Below are 22,940 nucleotides of genomic sequence, written 5' to 3'. Positions count from 1 at the left end.
TCCGGGGTCAGGCCGTCTCCAACAGCGGCGCGCGCCGGTAGAACGCGAGGTCCTGCATTTCGTAGGCCGCCGGGGTGTCCGCCGTGCGCGCGTCGTGGAGCCGTTTCCAGTGCGCGAAGAGGCCCATGATGTGCGGCGGGTCGCCGTGGATCTCGGTGAAGCCGCCGTTCAGCGCACGGGTATCGAAGTAGGCCGCGTTGACCTCGTCCGCCCATAGTTCGGTGGCCAGCGGATAGCCCATGTCGATCCAGCGCTGCCGTTCGCCCGCGAAGTCCGAGACCAGGTAGGCGATGTGGTGGAAGCCTTCCTCGCCTTTCGCGAACATGTCGCGGTAGATCGAGGGCTTGTCGTCGTGCTGCTCGATGAACTGGATCATCATGTCGCCGAGATAGCCGAAGGCATAGGAAACGTCCGCTTCCTCGGTGGTGCCGCGATAAGTGAACTCGTCGCAGTGGTGGTGGCGGACCATGCAGAACGGCCCGGCGCCGAAGGCGTCGGACCACTTCTGCGCGGCCTCGTCGATGCTGTTCACGAACCAGGCTTGCTGGAACAATGCGCGCTTCATGGCCTCTCCTCTTTCCCGTGGTGCCGTAGACCGGCAACCACAGGGTCGAGGAGTCCCCGCCCGGCCGCAACCGGGCAAAAGGGGAGGTCGGGCCAGAACTAGAACAGACCCGGCACCTCGCGCTGCGGGGTGCTGGGCCGCGCCGGGGCGAGGATGTCCCGCTTTTCGGACGTGTCCGGCGTCACCGCCATGCGTGCCATGCTCTGGCCGATGATCGGCGTGCAGCTCTGGCCGGACAGGAACTGTAGCGCCACGCGGGTCGAATCCTCGCGCGGGTCGCCCATGTCGTAGCTGATGTCGTCGTTGCTGGTGCAGGTGCTCTTCATGCGGTCGGCCAGACCGTTGAAATAGTCGCCTTCGCCCGCGCTGTTCTGCGTCTTGAGCGCCACGATGCGCAGGCGGTCGTCGCATGAGGGCCGGTCGATCGCGATCTGTCCCACCGGCTTGCCGTAGGTATTCGCGCCGATCAGCGCCACGTCGGCATTGAGGTAGGGAAGGAAGCTGTTGATCACCAGCTCACTCGCCGAGGCGGTGCCGCCCGAGGTGATGAAGGCGATCTTCGTCGGCGCGACCGATTCGGCCTGCGCCGCGAAGTAGGCCGTGGTGTTTTCGGCGGACTTTTCCGGCCGGAAGACGGTGTGGGAGAAGACGTCCGACGCGGTGCGGTTGGCGCCCATCAGGTTGCCCATCAGCTCGGCCACGGAGATCAGCCCGCCGCCGTTGTAGCGCAAGTCCACCACCAGCTGCGTCACGCCCGCCGCACGGAAGGCGGCGAAAGCGGTGCGCATCTGCGGCTCGGCGGTGGAGATGAAGGTGCGCAAGTTGAGATAGCCGACCTTGCGCCCGCCCTGGTCGATGACCTTGTAGCCGTAAGTGCTGGACACCGGCTGCAGCGCGAAGTCGCGCTTGGCGACGGTGATGTTGCGCGTTCCGCTGGCGTCGCTGATCTGGAGCACGCGGGTAACGCCCGCCTCGTCCGGGCCGAGCGCATCGGCGACCGCGTTGACGCCGCCTGCCACCCAAAGCGACTGCACGGTCTGCAGGTTGCCCGAACTGGTGCCGATGGCGAGGATTTCGGTGCCGCGCCGCATCCCGGCAGTCGCCCCCGGACCGGTTTCGAACGCCTCGATCACGAACAGGCGGCGGGCGGCGGAATTGACGCCCAGGCGGACGCCGAGCCCGGCCGAGGAGCCCTGCTCGTAATAGGCGTTCTCTTCCGCGATCGAGGTGCGATAGGTGAAGAAGCGGTCCCGGTTCTGGGCGCGGGCATTGGCGGTCAGCGAATCGATGTAGTCGTCGAGCGTGGTGTAGGCTGCGGGATTGGCATTCGCGGGCAGGGTCTCGGGGAAGAGATACCATTCGCGCAGCTGCGCTTCCGCCCAGTCCTGCCGTTCGCGCAGCGAGCACCCGGCCACCGGCGTGGGTGTCGAAGTGGGGGCAGGGGTCGGCGTTGGCGTCGGCGTGGAACCGCCTTCGCTCCCGCCGCTTCCGCCGCCGCCACATGAAGTCACCAGCAGAGCCAGCACGCACGCGCATGCCGTCCACGTCTTGTTCGATCGCACCAGTAGTCCCCCGTTCGAAGAGCGTGGCAGTCGCAACCACGCCCTAAGCCATTGTAGAGGCGGTATTACACAAGTGCGTCTTTGGTCAGGTTAAATATTTGTCACGGGATTGTTTTTTGGAGAATTACGGCATGAAGAACCCGCCGTTGACGTCCAGCACCGTCCCCGTGACGAAGGCGGCACGCTCGGAGATCAGGTACTCCACGCCCGCGACGATGTCGTCGGTCTCGCCCAGACGGCCGACGGGGATGTCGTCGGTGTATGTGCCCTTGTCGCCGAAGCCTTCGCTTTGCGGGGTGACGATGCGGCCCGGCGCGATGCAGTTTGCGGTGATGCCGTGGGCGCCGACCTGCCCGGCGAGTACGCGGGTAAAGCCGATCACGCCTGCCTTGGTCGCGCCGTAGTGCGCGCCCGACAGGCGCGAGCGCATGCGGCCGCCTTGCGAGGAGAAGTTGACGATACGGCCCCATCCGCGCGGCTTCATCACCGGCAGCACGGCCCGGCACATCAGGAAAGTGCCGGTGAGATTGACCGCGATCACGCGGTGCCATTCGTCGATATCGGTCTCCTCGACAGGCAGCGAGCGGCCGCCGTGACTGGGACTGATCCCGGCATTGTTGACCAACACGTCGACATGGCCCCACTCGGCGGCGATGCGCCCCACGCAGTCCTCGACGCTGGCCGGGTCGGCCACGTCGCAGCGCAGGGCGAGGCTGCCGGGCAGGGCATCGGCGACGGCATCGAGGCCCTTGACGTCGAGCAGCGCCAGCCGGTGCCCCGTTTGCGCCAGCCTCTCGGCGACGGCGCGGCCTATGCCTTGCGCGGCGCCGGTGACAACGGCGACCCTGGCTTCATTCATGTCATGCTCTCCCGGGAAAATCGCGGGCCTGACCCGCGTGATAGTGGCGATGCTGCACTGCAAGGGCTTGCGCCGGGGGCAGCAAGATGGTCATGATCGGCGCGGCGGGCCATGGGGCCTTGCCGAAGCAGCGCGGCCGGGACAGGAGGGTAACGCCATGCACGACACCATCCGATCCGATCCCAATGACACCGCAGCCAGCGAGACCGGAACTGCGCCGGAGCGCGGGCGTCGCCGCCACGTCACTTCCGCCGCGACGCGGATCAAGATCATCGAGGCCGCCGAGAAGCTCTTCGCCGATCGCGGGATCGACGGCGTCGCCCTGCGCGAGATCGCGGCGGCGGCAGGGCAGGGCAACAATACCGCCGTCCAGTACCACTTCGGCACCAAGGAAGCGCTGGTCTACGCGATCTTCGACTACCGCACCGAGATGTTCGAGCCGCTGCGCGCCGCCATGCTCGACCGCGCCGAGGAAGCGGGGCTGCTCGGCGATGCGCGCACGCTGCTGGAGATCATGTGCCTGCCGCACCTGACGATCAGCGACGAGAACGGGCGGCATCCGTACTCCGCCTTCCTCGCCCAGTACCTCACCCGCACCCGTGCGGAAGGCATTCCGCACCCTTACGACGATCCTGAGGTTCCTGTGCCCGCGCTGCGCCGGGTGCGCCGGCTGATCGTCGAGCGCGTGAACTACGTGCCGCCGGTGGAGCTGCGTTTGCGCGTGGGGCTGTGCAAGCTGATGTTCCTCAACATGCTGATGCGGCGGGACAGCGGCTTTCCGCACTTCGATCAGGGCATCACGCTCGATGCGCTGGTGGACGATACCATGGTGCAGATGACCGTCGCGCTGACCGCGCCTTACAACCATCGTCATGCGCCGCTGTTCGCCGACATGATCAAGGCCGACTGACCTTCACGTTCGTCCGTTGAGCCCGCCTCCTCATGTCCGTCATTGCGAGCGCAGCGAAGCAATCCAGGGCGGTGTAAAGCTGCCCTGGATTGCTTCGCTGCGCTCGCAATGAGGATGAAAGGTGACGTGCTGCCAAGGAGGTTTGAAGCCATCCGGTCTTACGCCGCCTCGTCCAGCATCCGGCGATACGTGGGCAGGGCGCGGGCGATGAACACCGTCGATGCTGCCGCCGCGACGGCGCAGGTGATGGCGAGAGAGTCGCCCACGCGGCCCTCGTCGCCGAAGACATGGTCGGTGATGAGCGCGACGAACGTAGGTGCCAGCGCCAGCCCGGCCACGCTGACGACGAAGACGTAGATGGACGAGGCGATGCCGCGCATCCGGTTGGGCGTCACCAGCTGCAGCGCGGAGGACGAAAGCGCCTGCGGCAAGCTGTAGAGCACGCTCGCCGCCGTCGCGATGGCAAAGGCGGTCCAGTAATCGGTGGCGGCCATGAGCGCGAGGCTGAGCGGCACCATCGCGACCGAGGCGCCCAGCGCGACCAGAAGCAGGTTGTCGCGCCGTCCCATGCGCTCCACCGCGCGGGCCACCCAGGGGCTGACCAGCACGCTGAGCGATCCGGTGATGAGCACGGCAATGCCGTACTGCACACCCACTTGCGCGGCGGAGACGCCGAACTTGCGGATCAGCACCGTCGGCATCCACGCGGGGAAGGCGTAGAGCGGGATGATGAACAGCGGCATGCCCAGGTAGAAATTGCCGTAGAACCCGCGCCAGCGCCGGAACGTCGCCCAGATTTCTGCCGACGACATCGTCTGTACCTCGGCACTTGCGGTAGAGGCGCGGCGGGCGGGTTCCTTCACGAAGACCAGCAGCAGCGCGATCAGCACGCCGGGCAGGCCCGCGCAGAAGAAGACCAGCTGCCACGGCTTCATCGCGCCCAGCAGCGGGATCGCAGACAAGTCCCAGCCTTCCGCGCCCTGCAGCAGCAATCCGCCGAAGATCAGCGCGAGTCCCCCGCCAAGATACGGCCCCATCATGTAGACGCTGAACGCGCGCGGGATCAGGCGCGGCGGGAAGGCGTCGGCGATGATCGACCATGCGGCCGGGGTCAGGCAGGCTTCCGCTCCGCCGACGCCGAAGCGGGCGAGGAACAGCTGCCAGTAGCTGTGCGCAAGTCCGCAGGCGCTGGTGCCGATACTCCACAAGGCGATGCCGAACATCAGCACGCCCTTGCGACTGCCGACATCGGCGATGCGTCCGAACACCGGGCTCATGACGACGTAGGCCGATGTGAAGGCGAGGCCCTGCAGCAGGCTGAGGCGGGTATCGTCGAGCCCGAACTCGGCCTTGATCGGGCCGACCAGCAGGTTGAGAACCTGCCGGTCGATGAAACTGGCGGTGTAGGCCAGGGTGAGGACGAAGATCAGATACCAGCCCGCCCGCGATCCCCCCTGCGGTTCGGGGGCGGCCTCCGGGTAATCGGCGCCGGCTTCGCGGATGGGCGTCACGACCGTCACTTTGCGAGGCCGGCCGGGTCGATCTTGCGTTCCGGCGTGAAGCCGCGCAGCAGTTCGAATTTCTGGACCTTGGTGGCGCTCATCGGCCAGCTTTCGACGAACCGGACGTAGCGCGGGATCTTGTAGCTGGCGATCCGGCCTGCGCAGTGGCGCGCGACGTCCTCTTCGCTCAAGGCTTCGCCGGGGTTGAGTTCGATGAAGGCGGCGGCGACTTCCATCAACCGTTCGTCCGGCACGCCGACGACTTGCGCCATGCGGATCGCCGGGTGCGTAGCGAGGAAGCTCTCCAGTTCGACGGCGGCCACGTTCTCGCCGCCGATCTTGAGCATGTCTTTCAGGCGTCCCTCGTAGACCACGCGCCCCATCGCGCCGATCCGGCCAAGGTCGCCGGTATGGAGCCAGCCCCCGGCGTCGACGGCGGCGGCGGTGGCCTCGGCGTCGTCGAAGTAGCCCGCGAAGACGCCGAAGCCGCGCATGCGGATCTCTCCGGGCTCGCCGTCGGGGACGATCCGGTCGTCCGCGCCGAAGATCGCCAGTTCCATGCCTTCGCAGATTGGGCCGGAGGTTTCGAACAGGACGTCGTCGGGGTCGTCGATCTCGCTGTAGCAGGGGACGCCGGTGCCTTCGGTCAGGCCGTAGCTGTTGACGTACTTCGCGCCCGGAAACAGCGTTCCGTAGCGGCGCATGAGGTCGACCGGGCCGACCACGTGGTTGATCCGCAGATCGGACTGGTCGTAGCGGTCGAACTGCGGATGCGTCACCAGCGCCGAGATGATCGTCGGGAAGCCCGCGTACTGCACGGTCGGCCGCCGCTCGATCAGCAGGTCCATCGCCTCGTCGGCGGAGAAGTGCCCCATGCCGATGAAGCAGGCGCCCGTCGCCCGGCACCCGGCCATCGGCAGGATCGTCGACATGTGGAACAGCGGCAGCGGGTCCCAGACCCGGTCCTGCTCCGTCAGCCGGAAACGCCCCGCCATCGCGGTGCCCATCCGGCTGAGCGACCCGTGCGTGAGCATGCAGGCCTTGGGGCGCGAGGTGGTGCCCGAACTGAAGATGATGAGGCCCACGTCGTCAGGCTCGACCGCCTCCGCCCGCTCCATCACGGCGTCGGCGCCGACGCCCTCGGCGGCGGCTTCCAGCATGGCGAGGCCGGGCCAGTTGCCGGGGCGCTCGTCACCCAGTTCGATCACGCCGCGCAGCGCCGGTGCGGCTGCGACCGACAGTTCGCCCCCGCTCCATCCGGCCAGCTCGGGAAAGACCTCCCCCAGCATCGGCCGGTAGTCGCAGTGCCGCCAGGCATGGCCGCCCACGAACAGCAGGCTGATCTGCGACTTGGGGATGACGTAGGCGAGGTCGTCCGCCCGATACCGCGCATTGAGCAGCACCGCGCAGCCGCCCACCATCTCGATCGCATAGTACAGGACCAAGTAGTCCCAGCAGTTGGGCGCCAGCACGCCGACATGGTCCCCCGGCTTCACCCCCAGCCCGACCAACGACCGCGCCCGCTCGACGACTTGCGCGAAGAGTTCGGCATAAGTCGCCTCCCGCCCGTCGTAGACAAGCGCGGGACGGTCGGCGAACCGGTCGGCGGCACGGGCAAGCGTGCCGCCGACCGTCAGCGCCTGCAGCGCCGAAGAACCGTGAAGATCGAGAAGGTCGGGTTGGGGCAAGGCTGTCTCCGTGAATATGATCGGCCGCCGCTCAGGGCATGCGCCAGGTCAGCTGCAGCGCGATCGTGCGCGGCATGGCGCCGAACCCGGCCTGGTCGGCGATGCGGTTGGCGTTGGTCCCGGTGCCGAGCCCCGAGCCGGAGGCGTCGGTGACGCCGGTGACGACGAAGCGGTTGGTCAGGTTCTTGCCCAGCAGCGCCAGTTCCCAACGCTCGTCGGCGGTGCGGATGTGGATCTGCGCGTCGAGGTTGATGTACGATCCCTGGCGCGACAGCGGCGAGCCGAAGGCCGAGGTCAGATAGCTGGAGCTGTAGCGGCTATCGACCCCAAACCCGGCGGTCAGCCCGTCGCTGATGTCGGTGTCGTACTTCATCCCCAGCGTCGCGGTCCAGCGCGGCGCGGCGAAAGTGGACACGCCGTCGAGGTTCTGGCCTGGCGTGCCCGGCCGCGCCGGAGTCGTGCCGGTCGCGGGCACCGGTGGCACCAGCAGGCCGGGCGTGCAGCCGTTCGCCAGCGACTGGCCGCCGTAGCACGGCGCGATGCCGTCCCCGTAATTCGCCTTGTTGTAGTTGATCGATCCGTTCAGCCCGAACCCGCGAAGACCGCGCGGCGCATAGTCGAACTCCACCTCGACGCCGCGCGTGCGTGCCGAACCGGCGTTGACCGAGTTGTAGCTGAGCGCCGCCGAGTCCAGATAGGTCACCTGAAGGTCGGTGTACCTGAAGGTATAGAGGCTGACGTTGAAGCGCAGCTGGCGGTCGAACAGCATCGTCTTGATGCCTGCCTCGAAGCCCTTGCCCTTCTCCGGATCGAAGGTGAAGAAGTCCGCCTCGGTGCGCGGCGTCAGGATCGAGCTGTTGGAGAAGCCGCCCGACTTGTAGGCCGTCTTGAAGGCACCGTAGACGTTGATGTCCGGCGTCACCTTCCACGCCACCGTCGCTTCGGGCGACCAGTTGGTGAACGTCTGGTTGGCCGCGAGGCGCCGGGTCACGTCGTAGTTGACGCCCGCGAAGCGCGGATTGGCGTAAGGCTGGAAGAACGTGCTGTCCTTGGTCTCGTGGATGTAGCGCACGCCGCCGGTCACCTCGATCTCGGGGATGACCTTCCAGATCAGCTGGCCGTAGCCCGACAGGGTTTCGCCGTCGGTCGTCGATTCCTTGGCATACTGGACGTAGCGATAGCCCTCGGGCGCGGCGCTGTTCTCGGCATTGGCGTTGATGACGACCTGGTCGAAGGTGCGCTTCGTGTTCTGGTAATAGCCACCGACGAGGAAGTTGAGCGGGCCGTCGAACTGCGAAAGCACGCGCAATTCCTGGCTGAACGCCTTCCACCGGCTGACTTCGCCGCCCCAGATGTTGACCGTGGGCGACGACTGGTAATCGATGTCCGCGGTCCAGTGGTTGCGGTTGAAATTGTAGTTGGTGACCGAGGTTACCGCGAGGTCGCCTAGCTGGTAGTCGATGTTGCCGGTGACGCCCCACGAACGGTAGTCGTTGAAGTTGTGGTCCTTCACCAGCGCGGTCTGGTCCGCGATGTCCTTGGGCAGATCGTTCATGCGGTTGTAGAAGCCGGGCGTGCAGGCGACGCCGGGCGTCGTCGTGCTGGTGCCGCCGTCGCAGGCGAACACGTTGTAGTTCCACGCGCCGCCGTAAGTCCTGTTCCAGCCGTAGTTGGCCTTGACCGTGGCGGTCAGGTCATCGGTGGGCTCCCAGCGCAGGGTGCCGCGGACCAGGATGTCGCGCTCGCGCGGGCCGGCCTTGCTGGGCAGGGCGGTGTGCGCGGTGTTGGGGGCCACCGTGGTTGCGGTCGGCGTGTCGCGGGTGTTGTAGGTGATCGGCCCGGCGCGGTTGTCGAACAGCGATCCGAAGTCCTTCGATCCGCGTACGGCAAGGCGGAAGCCCGCCGTATCGCCGATCGGGCCGGAGACGAAGCCTTCGGCGTAGACCTTCTGCGCGTTGAATTCGTAGCCGGTGCGCATCTGCGCCGTGAAGTGGTCGGTCGGGTTGGCGGTGGTGATCGAGATCACGCCTGCCGTCGCGTTCTTGCCGAAGAACAGCGATTGGGGGCCTTTGAGGATTTCCATCGAGGCGAGATCGAAGAACCCCTCGTTGATGGTGCGGCCCTGGCCGTAATAGACGCCGTCGACGATGACCGCGACCGACTGCTCGACGCCGATCGACAGCGAGTTGGAGCCGATGCCGCGCAAGGTCAGCTGCGCGCCGGAGCCCGAGACATTGCGCCCGATTACCAGCTGCGGCGTGGCGGCGGCGATGCGTTCCAGGCTGGTGAGGTCGCGGCGCGCGATATCCTGTGCCGAGATGACGGTGACGGCCACCGGCACCTCCTGCGCCGATTCCGCACGGCGGCGGGCGGTGACGACGATATCGTTCATCGCGGTGGGCGCGGTCTCGCTCTGCGGCGCCGAAGCATCCTGCGCGGCGTTTTGGGCGGTATCCTGCGCTAGCGCGGTCTGTGCCCCGCCGGTGATGCACAGCAGCGCGGTGCCCGCCAGCAAGGCGCCACGGCACGACTTTTGGTTCATCGATTCGATCATTTCAGGTTCCCCTCGACCATGCTTGTTTTCGCGTTTGCGCGTGGTTCGAGCCGCAGTTGTATCGTTAAATTTGGTGCGACGGACTTAACTTATCGTGGTTTGAAATTAAGGCAACTGCCTTTTTAAATCATGCGAATTTTGCAGCAGGTACGGGTTTTGGTGCCTGCGATAGAGGCTGTCCAAGCGCGGCTTACGTGCTCGCGGGATGCCACTGGGGCGGCGTTAGGGTATCGCTAGGTGCCGTTAAGTACCGTTTGGGTGCCTCTCCCTAGCCGCCGTCATTACGAGCGTAGCAAAGCCATCCAGGGTCGTTTGCACCGCTCCGGATGGCTTCGCGACGCTCGCAATGGCGAGGTGGTTTTTCCGGTCAGGTCGTGTGTTGGGCCGAGCGTTGCCGCGCCCATTCGCGGCCCTCGTCGCTCGCCACCCACTGCACCGCATTGCCGACCAGTTGCCGGTAATGCGGGTTCTCGTAAGTCTGCGCGCTGTCCCCTGGCTGGATATAGACGAGCGGCGAATTTCCCGCCGGCTTTGCCCATGCCAGCAGCGGATTGAGCGGCGCGGGACGCCACGGTTCCCCTTCGCCGTCACCAAGCCGCTGGACGGCGCGGCGCGCCGAATGGAACCGCTCGGGCGCCACTTCGTCGTCGAGGTAGAGCAGGGGGTGGATCGCCGGATCGTCGAAGACCTGCTGGAGGTACAACTCGTCGACAAGATCGATCCGCCCCGGCAATCCGGCCGTGACCGGGTGCTCCGGATCGGCGATCCTCGCGGCATAGGCCACGTCGCCGAGGTAGCCGGAATCGGCACGCGGCGCGCCGTCGATCACGGCGTGGCGATAGAGGAACTGCCCCCCGATCGCCTCGGCATAGCGCGGCCAGGCGGGCCACCCGGCAATGGCGTGATGGAGCACGACCATGCCTTTGCCTTCGGCCATAAGTCCCTCGAAACCCTGTATAAAATGCGCAGGGGGTGCGATGAATCCGGGCCGCTCTGCTGCCGGGGCGCGAAAGTCCAGACCCGGCATGTCGTAGAACAACAGCGCGTCGTAGCGCCGCATCTGCTCGGGATTGAGCAGCACGGCGGCGGCGGGCTGGTCCACGAAAGTCGGCTCGCAGCCGATGGCGCGCAGCATCGCCTCCAGCCCATCGCGCGAGAAGGCATGGCCCTTCACGACGACGAACAGTTCGATGCGGTCTTGCTTGCGGGTCATCGGCGCGCGCGGAACCGGATCGGCAGTTCGCGCAAGGGCAGCGTCAGGAAGTTGGCGCGGTGGATCGGCTCGGTCAGCGGGCGCGCCAGTTCGATGTCGTCCAGCCGTTCGAGGATGGCGGTGACGCCGATGGCGATCTCCTGCCGTGCCAGCACGGCGCCGACGCAGAAGTGCGTGCCCGCGCCGAACGCCAGGTGCGTGCCGGCGTTGCTGCGCTCCATGTCGAACATGTGCGGGCAGGCGAACTTGGCGGCATCGCGGTTGGCGGCGCCGTAGCGGACGATCACCACCGAGTCCTTCGGGATCACCGTGCCGCTCAGTTCCACGTCACGCGTGGTGCGGCGGCGCAGGCCCTGCGTGGGGCTCTCGAAGCGGATGACTTCCTCGACGAAGTTCTTGATCCGCTTGGGATCTTCGCGCAGCCGCGCCATCTGGTCGGGGTGGTTGAGCAATTGCATCATGGCGTGCCCGATGGCAGTCATCGTCGATTCAAAGCCGCCGCCGATGAGCTGGCTCATCACGCTCTGCAGCTCCGCCATCGACAACGGCTCCTCGGTATCCGCATGGGCGGTGGCGAGCGCGGAAATCCAGTCCCCGGTTGGCCGCGCCCGGCGCTCCTCGAACAGCGTGGCAAGGTGGTGCTGCGCCTCCAGTTCGATGTCGGCGTTGCGCAGCAATTGCTCCTCGCTCATCACGTAGGATGCCGGGGCGAGCATGGCATCGGCCCACTTCTTGAACGTCGTGACTTGATCGGAAGGCAGGCCCATCTCCTCGGCGAGAATCGTGCCGGGCAGCAACATCGCGTATTCGCTGATGAATTCGCACTCACCGCGCGCTGCGAAGGTGTCGATCAGGCCATGCGCGACCTCCTCAATGTGCGGCGTCATCTCCCGCACGCGCCCGACGGTGAACACACGGTCCACCAGCTTGCGGTAGCGCCCATGGTCCGGCGCATCGGTGCGTTGCAGGGTGGAAATATGCGGCCAGCCCTTGCTCTCCATATAGGCGCGCAGCCTTTCGGCATTCTCCGGTCCTTGCAACGAAGCGCGGTCCACCTTGTTGGAAAACGTCACCGGATCGGTCAGCACGGCCCGCAGATCGGCATAGCGCGAGACGATATAGAACCCCGTCTCCGGCATCCGGTAGATCCCCGGCGCGTCCTGCATCGCCTCGTACATCGCAAAGGGATCGCTCTGCGTCATCGGATCAAGCAGGCTGAATCCCTCAAGCAGCTCCGCCGCGCCAAGATCGGCCATCAGAATCTCTCCAAATTATCGTTTTTGCAATATTAGATCATATGACTTAAAAATAAAGAGCAAATGATCTGGGTGCCTTCACGGCTCGCCCTTGGCTTTTGCTGAGCTGGCCCGGTCGTTGATGTAGGCGCGGATCGCTTCCGCATCCGTAGGCGTCAGGTACTGGCGGAACGAGACCATGCCCTGATCCGCGAGCACACCGTCGATCACGACCTGGCGGAACACGCCCGCATCGGCGATGGCGCCGGACCGTCGCAAGTCGGGAAGCACGCCCGAGGACAGCCCTTCCGAGCCGTGACATACCGCGCAAGTGCTGCCGAACAGGCTCGCCCCGCTAGCCACCTGCTGCGGCGCGAAGCGTTCGGCTGAAGGGGCGAAGGGCGCAGGAGGCGCCTTGTCTCGGGCAGGCAGGCGGGCATTGCCATCGATCCGAAAAGTGAGGATGCGTCCCGGAAGGCGCTGCTGAGGCGCCGCGTAGCTCGGCATGGCAAGGTTGTAGGCCCCCCCCTTGCCGGACATGACGGCGACATACTGCCTGCCGTTGACCGCGTAGGACAACGGCCCCGCCATGATCGGTTGCTGCGCGTCGAACTGCCACCGCTGCTCGCCGCTCCGTGCGTCGTAGGCGTGGAACAGGCCCTCAGCGTCGCCCTGGAACACGAGGTCGCCGCCCGTCGCCAGCACGCCGCCGTTCCATGGCCCCTTGTAAGGCACACGCCACATTTCCTTGCGTGCAACCGGGTCCCAGGCGATCAGGCGGCCCTCGAAGGACTGAAGCATCGCCTCGATCGCGGCCTTTTCCTGCGGCAGCTTGCCTGGTTCCGCGAGGCCCATGTTGAGCAGGCCGGGGCGATACTTGAACGCGCCGTCAGGAGTGTAGATCGAGGGAATCTGCTGCGCCGGAATGTAGACGAGACCTGTCCGGGGCGAGAACGCCATCGGATGCCAGTTGTGCGCCCCCCATGGCCCTGAGGTGGCGATGAAGCTGCCGGATTTGTCATATCGGGCCTTGGGATCGATCACCGGACGGCCGGTCTTCAGGTCCACGCGATCGGCCCAGTTCACCGGCACGAACTTGTCGGCGGAGAGCGGCTTTCCGGTCTCCCGGTCGATCACGTAGAAGAAGCCGTTCTTCGGAGCGTGGAGGATCACCTTGCGCGCGCGACCGCCGATGGTGAGGTCTGCGAGCGTCATCTGCTGGGTGGAAGTGAAGTCCCACTGATCCCCCGGCGTCTCCTGATAGTGCCAGAGGTAGCGCCCGGTATCGGGATCGAGGGCTAGGATGGAGCCGATGAACAGGTTGTCGCCCTTGCCGGCGGAGCGGATGCCCCGGTTCCACGGCCCGCCATTGCCGACCCCGACGTAAAGGCGGTTCATCTTCTCGTCGTAGACGATCGAGTCCCAAGCCGTACCGCCGCCGCCGATCTTCCACCAGTCTCCCGCCCAGGTCGGCAGGGCGAGGCGTTCGAGCGCGTCGTCGGAGGCAGCGCCGTCCTTCTCGCCCGGCTTGCCCGGCACGGTGTAGAAACGCCACGCGAGGCGGCCGGTCTTCTCGTCGTAGGCCGAGATATAGCCGCGCATGCCCTGGTCCGCGCCGCCGAAGCCGATGAAGACCTTGCCGCGCGCCACGCGCGGCGCCCCGGAGATCGCCATGGGCTTCTTCGGATCGGTCGTCTGCACGCGCCAGAGCTGCCTGCCGGTGTTCGCGTCGAGCGCGATCAGGCGGCCGTCGACGGTGCCGAAGAACAGGCGCCCGTCGCTGTACGCAGCGCCGCGATTGACCACGTCGCAGCAGGCGTGGATCGCAGTGGTGCCCGGGACTTTTGGGTCGAACTCCCAAAGCTGCCTGCCCGTTTCGGCATCTAGCGCAACCACCTTGCTCCATGCCGTCGTCGCATACATCACGCCGTCGACCACCAGCGGAGTGCCTTCCTGCCCCCGGAAGGTGTCGAGGTCGGCGTACCACGCAAGGCCGAGCTTGCCCGCATTCACTCCGTCGATCTGGGTCAGGGGCGAAAAGCGCGTTTCGTCATACGTGCGCCCGTGGCTCAGCCAGTTGGCGTCCTCAGCCTTGGAGGCGGCCGCCAGCAGGCGCGCGTCGCTCTTGTTCACGTCCTCGCGCTCGGCCCGGCAGGATGCCAACGCGAGGGCACACAAGACCAGTGCGCCGACGTTGCGGCGCGATGCTGCGATCCCGATCGTCACGTTCAACCCTTGAGATAGACGAAGACCGACTTCGTTTCCTGATAGGCACGGATGCCGTCTTCGGCGTTCTCGCGGCCCCAGCCGGATTCCTTGTAGCCGCCAAAGGGCATCGCCGGGTGCATCATGCCGTAGCCGTTGATCCACACGTTGCCTGCCTGCAGCCGCGCGGCAGTGAGGTGAGCCTTGTTGACGTCCGTGGTGTAGATACCGGCACCGAGGCCGTAACGGGTGTCGTTCGCGGCGCGCACCAGATCGTCGATGTCGTCCACCGGCGTCGCGACAAGGACCGGGCCGAAGATCTCCTCGCGCACGATGCGCATATCGGCATTGACGTTGGCGAACACGGTGGGCTCGATGTAGTAGCCCTGGCTGTCCACCGCGCTGCCGCCGGTGACGACTTCGGCGCCTTCCTGAACGCCGGTCTCCAGATAGCGCGAGACCTTGTCGCGCTGGCCTTCGGAGATCAGCGGGCCGATGGCGTTGGCGGGGTCGAAGCCGTGGCCGATCCTGAGGCCCTTGGCGAAATCGGAAATGCCTGCGACGACCTTGTCATAGGACTTCTTCTGCACGAACAGGCGCGATCCCGCGAAGCAAACCTGCCCGGTATTGGCGAAGATGCCCATCGCGGCGCCGGGGATGGTCACTTCGGGATCGGCGTCGTCGAAAACGATGACCGGCGACTTGCCGCCCAGCTCCAGCGTCACGCGCTTGAGCGTCTCGGCAGCGGACTGGACGATCTTCTTGCCGGTCGCGGTCGAGCCGGTGAAGCTGATCTTGTCGACCTCCGGATGATCCACCAGAGCTTGCCCGGCGGTGGCGCCGAAACCCGGGACGATGTTGACCACACCTGCCGGAATGCCCGCTTCGACCATGAGGTTGGCGGCATAAAGCGCGGACAGCGGGGTCAGTTCGGCGGGCTTGACCACGACCGAGCAACCCGCCGCCAGCGCGGGCGAGAGCTTGATCATCATCACCCCGATCGGCCCGTTCCACGGGATGATCGTGCCCACCACGCCCACCGGCTCGACGCTGGTGTAGGCGTGCATTTTCAGCGTGTCGCTGGCGATCGCAGGGGAGGCGTTTCGGCCTCCCAGCTTGGTGATCATTCCCGCGTAGTACTTGAGGCCCTGAACCACGCTGCCGACCATCCATTCGGCGAAGGCGATGGGCATGCCGTTGTCGATCACCTCGATCTCGGCGATGGTGCGTGCATCCCGCTCGAACAGTTCGGCGAGCTTCCACATAATGTTGGCGCGCTTTTCGGGCGGCAGTCCGTGCCAGCGGCGTTCGTCGAAGGCGCGGCGCGCGGCCTGCACGGCGCGGTCGATGTCCTGCGCCTCACCTTCCGCCACATGGGCGACGACCTCGCCCGTTGCCGGGTTGCGCACTTCGAAGGTCTTGCCGGAAGCGGCGTCATGCCACTCGTTGTCGATGAACAGGCGGTGCTGCCCGCGCACATGGGCAAGGACGGTTTCGTTGGGGTCGTGGAGGGCCATGACTGTTCTCCCGTAAGTCTTTGAGTTTAAAAGCGGACCGTGCCCTGCAGCAGCACTTCACGCGGGCGGCCGATACTGACCCACACGGCGTCCGGCGTGCCGAAGGGCTTCTCGGCGCCCGCGACGCCGTAGTATTTGTCGGTCAGGTTGCGGCCGATGAGCGCCAGTTCCCAGCTGTCGTCGGCGGCGTGGAGGCGGGCGGTGGCGTTGAGCGTCGCGAAGCCCTTCTGGTATCCGACGGGGTTCTGGTTCTCGAGCAGCCAGTATCCGCTGGTGTAGCGTGCGTCTGCCATCAGTCCGAGGCCCAGCGCATCGCCAAGCGGCAGGTCGTAAGCCACGCCGCCGGTCAGGTTCCACGACGGCGCGCGGACGAGGTGCGTGCCCGAAAGGTCCTGGATGGTCCCGTCGCAGCCTTGCGCGGCAGTCTGGCCCGCGTAGCAGGGGGCGGCATCGAAGTTCAGATACTTCGCGTCGTTGTAGCCCACTGCGCCCCGCAGGGTGAAGTCGGGCGTCACCGCGAAAGAGGCGTCGGCCTCCACACCGCTGGTCCGCGCCGAGGCGGCGTTGCGGATGGTGAACGAAGGCGGCGAGGGGTTGAACGAGGTGAGTTGCAGGCCCTTGAAGGTATAGCGATAGGCGGTGAGGTTCAGCAGCAGGCGGCGACCCAGCAGTTCGCCCTTGAATCCCACCTCGCCGCCGTTCGCCTTCTCCGGCGCGAAGTCGAGGTCGGCGACGGTCTGCCCGGCCGACAGGATCGAGGGGTTGGAGAAGCCGCCCGACTTGTAGCCGGTCTTGTAGGCGCCGTAGAGCGTCGTGTTCGGGCTTGGCCGCCAGGTCAGTGTGGCTTCGGGCGAAATCTGCTCGTCGGCGAAGCGGCCGCTGGTGAACACGCCTTCGGTGGCGGTGATGCCCAGCGGGACGAAGTTCTGGTTCACGAAGCCGTTGCCCTGCGTGGTGCGCTTCGTCTCGCGCGTCCAGCGGGCGCCGCCGGCCAGTTCGACGGTATCGGTCACGTCCCAGATGAGCTGGGCGAAGGCGGAATAGGTCTTGCCCTTGTTGAAGGTCAGGAACTGCCAGTTGTTGTACTGGCCGTTGCGCGGATCCGGCCCGACATTGGCGAGCATCCCGTTGCCGCGCGTATCCCGCTTGGAGCTTTCGAAGAACACGCCGGCCGCGAAGTTGAGTGCACCGTCGAAGCTGGAATTGACGCGCAGTTCCTGTGTGAAGGCCTGTGAGGCGTCCTTGTTCGCCCCCCACACTACGGGCGAGGAATCGAACGAGAAATTGTCGAAGGTGTCGTTCGAGTAGCGCCAGAAGCCCGTGACCGAGGCGAAGGCCAGGGTATCGGTACGGTAATTCATCGTCAGCGAGCTGAGCACCGATTCGTACTTGGTGCGCGGCACGCCGCCGTTGGACTTGGGATAGCCTGCGGCGATTTCCGGGTTCATCGCGCCCAACGTGCGCTTGCCGTTCAGTTTGCAGTCGCTGTACGGGTCCTGCACGTAAGTGCCGCTCAACACGTCGAGCGTGCGTGAATTGCCGTTGCAGAGCAGTTCCGTGCCGGCGGTCTCGCCGTTGTCGCGCATACGGTCGCCGAACAGCTTGAACGTGGCGTCGAAGTCGTTGGTCGGCTTCCATTCGAGGGTCAGGCGGCCAAGCACCTCGCGAGTGCCGGGATCGCGGCCATGCGCTGCGCCGACACCGGGGAAGTCGGGCGCGCTGGGTACGGCGAGCGGTCCCGCAACGTTCCTGATGTAGCCATCCATCTTGCTGCCGCGTGCGGCAATGCGGAAGCCCAGGGTGTCGGTGATGGGGCCGGAGATGCCGCCTTCGACGAAGCGCTCGCGTGCGCGGAACTCGTAGCCTGCACGGCCATAGCCCTCAAGCGTCGGCGTCGCACCTTTGGTGCGGAGTGAGACGACGCCGCCTGGGCTGTTCTTGCCGAAGAACAACGCCTGAGGCCCTTTCAGCACTTCGACCTGCTGGATGTCGAAGAAGCTCTGGGCGACGAGGCGGCCACGGCTGATCTGGATGCCGTCGATGTTGAGCGAGACGGTCTGGTCGATGCCCGCATCGAGCGCCGAGGAGCCAAGGCCGCGGATCGTGAAGCTGGCGCCGGCGCCGCCGCCACCGGTCTTGGCGAGGATGACTTGCGGGATCATCTGGCCGATCTTCTGCAGGTCGGTCGCACCGCTGCGCTCCAGCTGCACCGCGCTCACCGCCGAGATGGCGACGGGCACGTCGAGAAGCGTCTCCTCGCGGCGACGGGCGGTGACGATGATGTCGCCTTCTGCGGCGATCTTCGATCCGCCTTGCTCCTGCGCGACCGCTTCAGTCGGCGCCGTGGCGGCAATGCCCAGCACCAGCGGCAGGGCGCAACTCCATTTCCAATCGTGACCTCGGTTCATCCGGCCTCTCCCCCAGTTTCCTCTTTCCCTGCCAGACGCGGCTGTTTTCCTGCGCTGTGCGACGCTCGCCTTGCGTGTCGTCGCAATCCGGTGCGGTGACTGGATGCGGGCTGAAGGTAGGGGGCGAAGAAAGTTCAGATCAACGCTGCATTTAAAGGGCGATCCGATGAGTTCGATTTTTTAACGAATATATCTAATTATGTATTGAAATGATTTTGATTATGTTGAAAATAATTCACGTCTTTATCGATAGTATCAAAAATGAAATGTTAATATCCGTGAAAATAATCGATAAAACAGATGTCTTTTTCGTGCATATGAGGGCGAATTGATCGTTGCAGGGTTCGTATTGCTTTGGTGATAACTGATATCGGTAATTTTTAGGCCGGAACGCCGAGCAGGGCGAACTGCTCTTCAAGAAATCGCTTTTGCCGCCGGGGCGACCAGCTGCGCGGTTCGAACAGAGCCTGCGTGGCTACTCCGACAAGCAGCGTGATGATCTGGCGGCTCGCCTTTCGGGCGCGGTCCCTTGCCATTCCGTGCTCTCGATGCAGCAGTTCGGCGAAGTCGCGCGAGGCGATCCGGACCTGTTCGCGTTCTTCGCGTGCCAGTTCGTCGTCGGTGCACGCGACGTGATATTGGGCGAGGTAGATGTGCCAGTCTTCCCGGCTTTCGCGATCAATCGGCATCTGCGCCAGCGCGCAGGCGAGGGGGCTCCCGCCGCTGCTTTCGTAGGCGCGGCGGATGCGGGCCTGCGTTCGCAGGATGGTGGTCCGATAGACCGCGATCCACAGTTCGCGGCGATCGGCGAAGTGATGGTTGATGGTCGTGGTGCTGCAATTCATAGCACTGGCCAGACGGCGCAATGAAAGGCCTTCCAGCCCGGAGTCGCAGACGAGGCGGATCGCCGCCTCGGCGATCTCCTGGCGCATCACCGCACGCTCCGCGCGTGAGGGTTCCGGCCGATGAATGACCCACGCGGGAAGCGAGGCATTCCAGACGGTCAAAGGGTCACGGGGATCAATCGTCAAAGACATGGCCGTTCAGCTTCCTCGCCCAGAGTCAGTGGCCGTTCTTGTGCGGCCTTGATCGACCGGTCGAAGGTTTTCCCTCGTCCCGGCAGTGATGAAGTTCATGGTTCTGTCGAAATAAGCAAGGGGGATTAATGATAGGTCGCGATAAAGCGTTTCAAGGTATCTTCGGGGTGCGATCAGAGCCGGAATATGGCCGAACTTGGTACTCCTTTCGAAAAATTCAATAAGGCGATTGCCTTAATTAAATGCGATGAATAAGCTCGTTTCAGGAGAAGGATACAAGGAGACGGATTGTGCGCAGGCTCGAAGGGCGCGTGGCGATCGTGACGGGAGGGGCGTCCGGTATCGGCCTCGCATGCGTAAACCGGCTGACTGAGGAGGGCGCGCTTGTCGTCTCGACCGACTTGCAGCTTCCAACCGGGGGCGACCATATCGCCGCGCTGCATCTGGTCCATGACGTCAGGACGGAAGACCAATGGATTGATGTAGTCGGGACTACGATCCAGCGCTTCGGGCGGCTTGATATCCTCGTCAATAATGCCGGCATAACCAGCACCGAGCCGATCGAGGACGTTTCTCTGGAAAACTGGGAGAACATCCTGGCGGTGAACCTCACGGGGACGATGCTGGGATGCAAGCATGCCATCCGGGCCATGCGCGAGAATCCCGGTGGACCGCGCGGATCGATCGTCAACATATCGTCGATGGCGGGATTTGTCGGGTTGGCGCAGTCGGCCGGATATAATGCCACGAAGGGCGGAGTCAGGCTGCTGACGAAGTCGGTCGCGGTACGCTGTGCCGGCGAATATCGCAACATCCGCTGCAATTCCCTGCATCCCGGCGCCATCGACACGCCGATCCATGAGCGGCGCCTCTCGTCCGCCCCGGACCGGGACGTGGCGCGCGCGGCAATGGATGCGTTGCAGCCCGTCGGCAGGATGGGGACCGCCGAGGAAATGGCCGCCTGCGTTGCCTTCCTTGCGAGCGATGACGCGAGTTTCGTGACCGGCATCGAACTCGTCGCCGATGGCGGATGGCTGGCGGACGGCGGGACGACGCGTCTGCCGCCCACCGTGACGACCACTCGCACGGCTGACGGGGCCGCGACATGAGCGCCGTCGACGTCCTGTTCTCGCCCGGTCGCATCGGCGGTCTGGAGATTCCCAACCGAATCGCGATGGCGCCGATGACGCGCGAGTTTTCGCACGGAGGCGTTCCCGGTCCTGACGTTGCGGCATACTATGCGCGCCGGGCCGCAGGCGGGTGCGGCCTGATCATCACGGAGGGCATGGCGGTCAATGCGGCCGGAGCGCATGACGGACCCATCCCGCTTTTCTATCAGCCGCAGACGCTCGCCGCCTGCCGCGCGATCGTCGATGGTGTCCACCGCGCCGGTGCGCGCATCATGCCGCAGCTTTGGCACGTCGGCGTTCAGGATTCTCCGACCGAGGTGAACCCGCAGACCGTGAAGCAGCGCCCGCCCCGTGTCGGTCCTTCGGGCCTGCTGGGAACCGGAGAGGTCGGCGGCGAAGTCCTTGATGAGCGAGGCATCGCCGATACCATCGCCGATTTTGCGCGTGCGGCGCAGGCAGCGCGGGAAATCGGTTTCGACGGCATCGAGATTCACGGCGCGCATGGCTACCTGCCGGATCAGTTCCTCTGGTCTCGCACCAACCGGCGCCGTGATGGATACGGCGGCGATGCACGGGAGCGAACGCGTTTCGTGGTAGAACTGATCCGTGCTTGCAAGGCCGCTGCCGGGCCTGACTTCCCTATCGTGCTGCGCATGTCGCAATGGAAGAGTTTCGATTACGCGGCGCGGCTTGCTGAAACACCGTCGCAGCTCGAGGCCATTTTCCTGCCGATCGCCGAAGCGGGAGTCGACGCCTTCCACTGTTCGACCCGGCGCTTCTGGGAGCCTGCGTTTGCCGAAAGCGACCTGACTTTGGCGGGCTGGATGCGCAAGATCACCGGATCGCCGACGATTGCCGTTGGCTCGGTCACGCTGGAAAACGACTTCAAGCATGACCGGAGCGAGGCGACCGGCGGCATAGCCGAAAGCGCGCCGAGGACGCGCGATGTTGAGGCGGTCGCATCCTTCATCGAGCGAGGAGAGTTCGACATGATCGCGGTCGGTCGAGCCATGATCGCCAACCCCGACTGGGCGGCGCTGGTACGCAGCCGCGAAACGCACAAGCTGCGCTCGTTTCGGCGTGAGCAATTGGCTGCGCTGGATTGAGCAACTGCCCGGAGATATGTGGCCTGTCGGGCTCGACGATATCACGGTCGCTTGCGCGGATGCGTGCAATCACGCCTAGAGCCGGTCGAACACCGATCCCATGCGCGGACTGAACAGGCGCTCGTAGGTCTTGAGCAGGTGCGTGTCCGTCATCGCCGCGACATGATCGCAGATGACGCGTGCATCGCCTCCCGCAGCATCCAGACGGCCGAGTGCATCGCGTGGTAGCAGCCGGGCCGGATCGGCGCTCAGCGCCTCGAACACGGCGACGACCATGGCCTGTCCCTTGAATTCGAGCTGCTGCACTTCGGGGCTGGTGATCACCTCGCGCACCACGAAGTTCTGCAGGGCATCGAGAAACGCGCGGCGCGGCCCCTTCAGTGCCACGCGCCAGCGCAGCAGCGGTTCGCGGAAACCCTTGACCTCGAGGTATTGTGCGCCGGTCAGGAAATGGTGCACAAGGCGGCTGATATAGCGCTTGCGCGTATTCGCGTCGCCGAACAGGTCATCGACCATGCGCGAGAATACGTCGTTTTCGCTTTCGCCCGGGTATTTCGCCTTGAGAGCGTCGAGGAACGAGGCGCACTTGCCGTCGATCGCGGCGGCAAAGGCGTCCTTGGTGACCAGGCCGATCGAGATCGCATCCTCGAGGTCGTGGACCCCATAGGCGATGTCGTCGGCGACATCCATGATCGTGCAATCGAGCGACTTGTGAAGGGTGCGCGCATGCTTGCCTTCGGGGCGTTCCAGCGCCTGGAACTTGTCCCGATCGGAGGCGGAAACGGGTGCGAGGATCCAGTCGACGACGTCCTGTTCGCTGTCGAAATGGCACTTGGGCGGCTTGCACGAACGCGCGTCGAGAACCCGGATGGTGGTGGTTCCGGCGAGCAGCGAGGGAACGAGCGCCGGATTGCGGGCCGCCGACCATGCCACCGGATACTTGAGCACGCCCAGCATCGTGCGTCGGCACAAGTTGGCGCCAGCGTTGGCGGAGAAGGATTCGAGCCGCGCGAGAATGCGCAGGGTCTGCCCGTTGCCCTCGAAGCCGCCCGCATCGCGCATGCAGTAGTTGAGCGCTACCTCGCCGCCGTGGCCGAACGGGGGGTGGCCGAAATCGTGGGTGCAGCCGATCGCATGGATCAGGCTGCGGTCGGGCAGGAGGCCGGTGGCGACGTGGTCAGGGAAGGACTTGGCCAGTTGCCGTGCAAGCCCCCCGGCGATCTGCGCGACCTCGAGCGAATGGGTCAGGCGGGTCCGGTAGAAGTCGCTGTCCCCGAGGTTGAGGATCTGCGTCTTGCCCTGCAGCCGCCGGAACGAGGCGGAGTGAATGACCCGCGCATAGTCGATATCGCCATCTTCCCGGGCGTCTTCGGCCTGCGGGTTCCAGTTCTCGCGTCGGGCGTGCCAGCTCATGGGCAAGCTATTCCAGCTGGGGCAGGGATCGGCAAG

16 protein-coding genes are annotated in these 22,940 nt (G+C 65.3%); 3 read left to right on the top strand and 13 right to left on the bottom strand.

What is annotated here, in order from left to right; translation table 11 throughout:
- Positions 1 to 7: 7 nt before the first annotated feature.
- The 3 genes from BES08_RS20010 to BES08_RS20000 form a co-directional block, all read right to left on the bottom strand.
- Positions 8 to 565, bottom strand: a complete 558-nt coding sequence (locus BES08_RS20010) for a VOC family protein (RefSeq protein WP_036528541.1) — start codon at positions 563 to 565, stop codon at positions 8 to 10.
- Positions 566 to 663: 98 nt separating this feature from the next.
- Positions 664 to 2,130, bottom strand: a complete 1,467-nt coding sequence (locus BES08_RS20005; protein WP_413783102.1) for a S41 family peptidase — start codon at positions 2,128 to 2,130, stop codon at positions 664 to 666.
- 121 nt (positions 2,131 to 2,251) lie between these two features.
- Positions 2,252 to 2,986 (bottom strand): SDR family NAD(P)-dependent oxidoreductase, encoded by a 735-nt coding sequence (locus tag BES08_RS20000; RefSeq protein WP_008830242.1) that lies wholly within the window; start codon positions 2,984 to 2,986, stop codon positions 2,252 to 2,254.
- A gap of 157 nt (positions 2,987 to 3,143) precedes the next feature.
- Here BES08_RS20000 and BES08_RS19995 point away from each other — a divergent pair, with 157 nt between their 5' ends.
- On the top strand, positions 3,144 to 3,896 hold the full coding sequence (locus tag BES08_RS19995) for a TetR/AcrR family transcriptional regulator (protein ID WP_008830241.1): 753 nt from the start codon (positions 3,144 to 3,146) through the stop codon (positions 3,894 to 3,896).
- A 158-nt stretch (positions 3,897 to 4,054) separates the two neighbouring features.
- On the opposite strand, the gene BES08_RS33715 is transcribed toward BES08_RS19995, so the two are convergent.
- From BES08_RS33715 to BES08_RS19950, 9 genes are all read right to left on the bottom strand, one after another.
- The gene (locus BES08_RS33715) at positions 4,055 to 5,407 is read right to left on the bottom strand and encodes a spinster family MFS transporter (protein WP_162177418.1); all 1,353 of its coding nucleotides are present in this window, start codon (positions 5,405 to 5,407) and stop codon (positions 4,055 to 4,057) included.
- Between the two features lie 5 nt (positions 5,408 to 5,412).
- Positions 5,413 to 7,086 (bottom strand): AMP-binding protein, encoded by a 1,674-nt coding sequence (locus tag BES08_RS19985; protein ID WP_051587070.1) that lies wholly within the window; start codon positions 7,084 to 7,086, stop codon positions 5,413 to 5,415.
- 31 nt (positions 7,087 to 7,117) lie between these two features.
- Entirely contained in the window at positions 7,118 to 9,640 is a 2,523-nt protein-coding gene (locus BES08_RS19980; protein ID WP_069709401.1) for a TonB-dependent receptor, read from the bottom strand.
- A gap of 367 nt (positions 9,641 to 10,007) precedes the next feature.
- On the bottom strand, positions 10,008 to 10,853 hold the full coding sequence (locus tag BES08_RS19975; protein WP_036528537.1) for a ThuA domain-containing protein: 846 nt from the start codon (positions 10,851 to 10,853) through the stop codon (positions 10,008 to 10,010).
- Positions 10,850 to 12,109 (bottom strand): cytochrome P450, encoded by a 1,260-nt coding sequence (locus tag BES08_RS19970; protein ID WP_036528535.1) that lies wholly within the window; start codon positions 12,107 to 12,109, stop codon positions 10,850 to 10,852. Before BES08_RS19970 ends, BES08_RS19975 begins: the two co-directional genes overlap by 4 nt.
- Before the next feature lie 78 nt (positions 12,110 to 12,187).
- Positions 12,188 to 14,314: a PQQ-dependent dehydrogenase, methanol/ethanol family gene (locus tag BES08_RS19965; RefSeq protein WP_036528533.1), complete on the bottom strand. Its 2,127-nt coding sequence runs from the start codon at positions 14,312 to 14,314 to the stop codon at positions 12,188 to 12,190.
- A gap of 2 nt (positions 14,315 to 14,316) precedes the next feature.
- Complete coding sequence (locus BES08_RS19960) at positions 14,317 to 15,810, bottom strand: aldehyde dehydrogenase family protein (protein WP_036528531.1); 1,494 nt, start codon at positions 15,808 to 15,810, stop codon at positions 14,317 to 14,319.
- A gap of 26 nt (positions 15,811 to 15,836) precedes the next feature.
- Entirely contained in the window at positions 15,837 to 18,218 is a 2,382-nt protein-coding gene (locus BES08_RS19955) for a TonB-dependent receptor (RefSeq protein WP_008830233.1), read from the bottom strand.
- Positions 18,219 to 18,598: 380 nt separating this feature from the next.
- Positions 18,599 to 19,255 (bottom strand): TetR/AcrR family transcriptional regulator, encoded by a 657-nt coding sequence (locus BES08_RS19950; RefSeq protein WP_081799153.1) that lies wholly within the window; start codon positions 19,253 to 19,255, stop codon positions 18,599 to 18,601.
- 290 nt (positions 19,256 to 19,545) lie between these two features.
- Here BES08_RS19950 and BES08_RS19945 point away from each other — a divergent pair, with 290 nt between their 5' ends.
- Positions 19,546 to 20,364 carry an SDR family NAD(P)-dependent oxidoreductase gene (locus BES08_RS19945; protein WP_008830231.1) on the top strand — a complete coding sequence of 273 codons (819 nt, stop codon included), beginning with the start codon at positions 19,546 to 19,548 and terminating at the stop codon, positions 20,362 to 20,364.
- Positions 20,361 to 21,491, top strand: coding sequence for an oxidoreductase (locus tag BES08_RS19940; RefSeq protein WP_036528527.1), 1,131 nt, complete (start codon positions 20,361 to 20,363; stop codon positions 21,489 to 21,491). Before BES08_RS19945 ends, BES08_RS19940 begins: the two co-directional genes overlap by 4 nt.
- Before the next feature lie 75 nt (positions 21,492 to 21,566).
- On the opposite strand, the gene BES08_RS19935 is transcribed toward BES08_RS19940, so the two are convergent.
- Entirely contained in the window at positions 21,567 to 22,904 is a 1,338-nt protein-coding gene (locus BES08_RS19935; RefSeq protein WP_036528525.1) for an anti-phage deoxyguanosine triphosphatase, read from the bottom strand.
- Positions 22,905 to 22,940: the final 36 nt, after the last annotated feature.

Origin of the sequence: Novosphingobium resinovorum (assembly GCF_001742225.1) — a bacterium.
Taxonomy (GTDB): Bacteria; Pseudomonadota; Alphaproteobacteria; order Sphingomonadales; family Sphingomonadaceae; genus Novosphingobium; species Novosphingobium resinovorum_A.
This window is presented reverse-complemented; position numbering and strand designations above follow the sequence as displayed.

Coding starts and splice junctions, on each gene's coding strand:
- BES08_RS20010 (WP_036528541.1), bottom strand. CDS start 565: ATGAAGCGCGCATTGTTCCAGCAAGCCTGGTTCGTGAACAGCATCGAC.
- BES08_RS20000 (WP_008830242.1), bottom strand. CDS start 2,986: ATGAATGAAGCCAGGGTCGCCGTTGTCACCGGCGCCGCGCAAGGCATA.
- BES08_RS19995 (WP_008830241.1), top strand. CDS start 3,144: ATGCACGACACCATCCGATCCGATCCCAATGACACCGCAGCCAGCGAG.
- BES08_RS19980 (WP_069709401.1), bottom strand. CDS start 9,640: ATGATCGAATCGATGAACCAAAAGTCGTGCCGTGGCGCCTTGCTGGCG.
- BES08_RS19975 (WP_036528537.1), bottom strand. CDS start 10,853: ATGACCCGCAAGCAAGACCGCATCGAACTGTTCGTCGTCGTGAAGGGC.
- BES08_RS19970 (WP_036528535.1), bottom strand. CDS start 12,109: ATGGCCGATCTTGGCGCGGCGGAGCTGCTTGAGGGATTCAGCCTGCTT.
- BES08_RS19960 (WP_036528531.1), bottom strand. CDS start 15,810: ATGGCCCTCCACGACCCCAACGAAACCGTCCTTGCCCATGTGCGCGGG.
- BES08_RS19955 (WP_008830233.1), bottom strand. CDS start 18,218: ATGAACCGAGGTCACGATTGGAAATGGAGTTGCGCCCTGCCGCTGGTG.
- BES08_RS19950 (WP_081799153.1), bottom strand. CDS start 19,255: ATGTCTTTGACGATTGATCCCCGTGACCCTTTGACCGTCTGGAATGCC.
- BES08_RS19940 (WP_036528527.1), top strand. CDS start 20,361: ATGAGCGCCGTCGACGTCCTGTTCTCGCCCGGTCGCATCGGCGGTCTG.
- BES08_RS19935 (WP_036528525.1), bottom strand. CDS start 22,904: ATGAGCTGGCACGCCCGACGCGAGAACTGGAACCCGCAGGCCGAAGAC.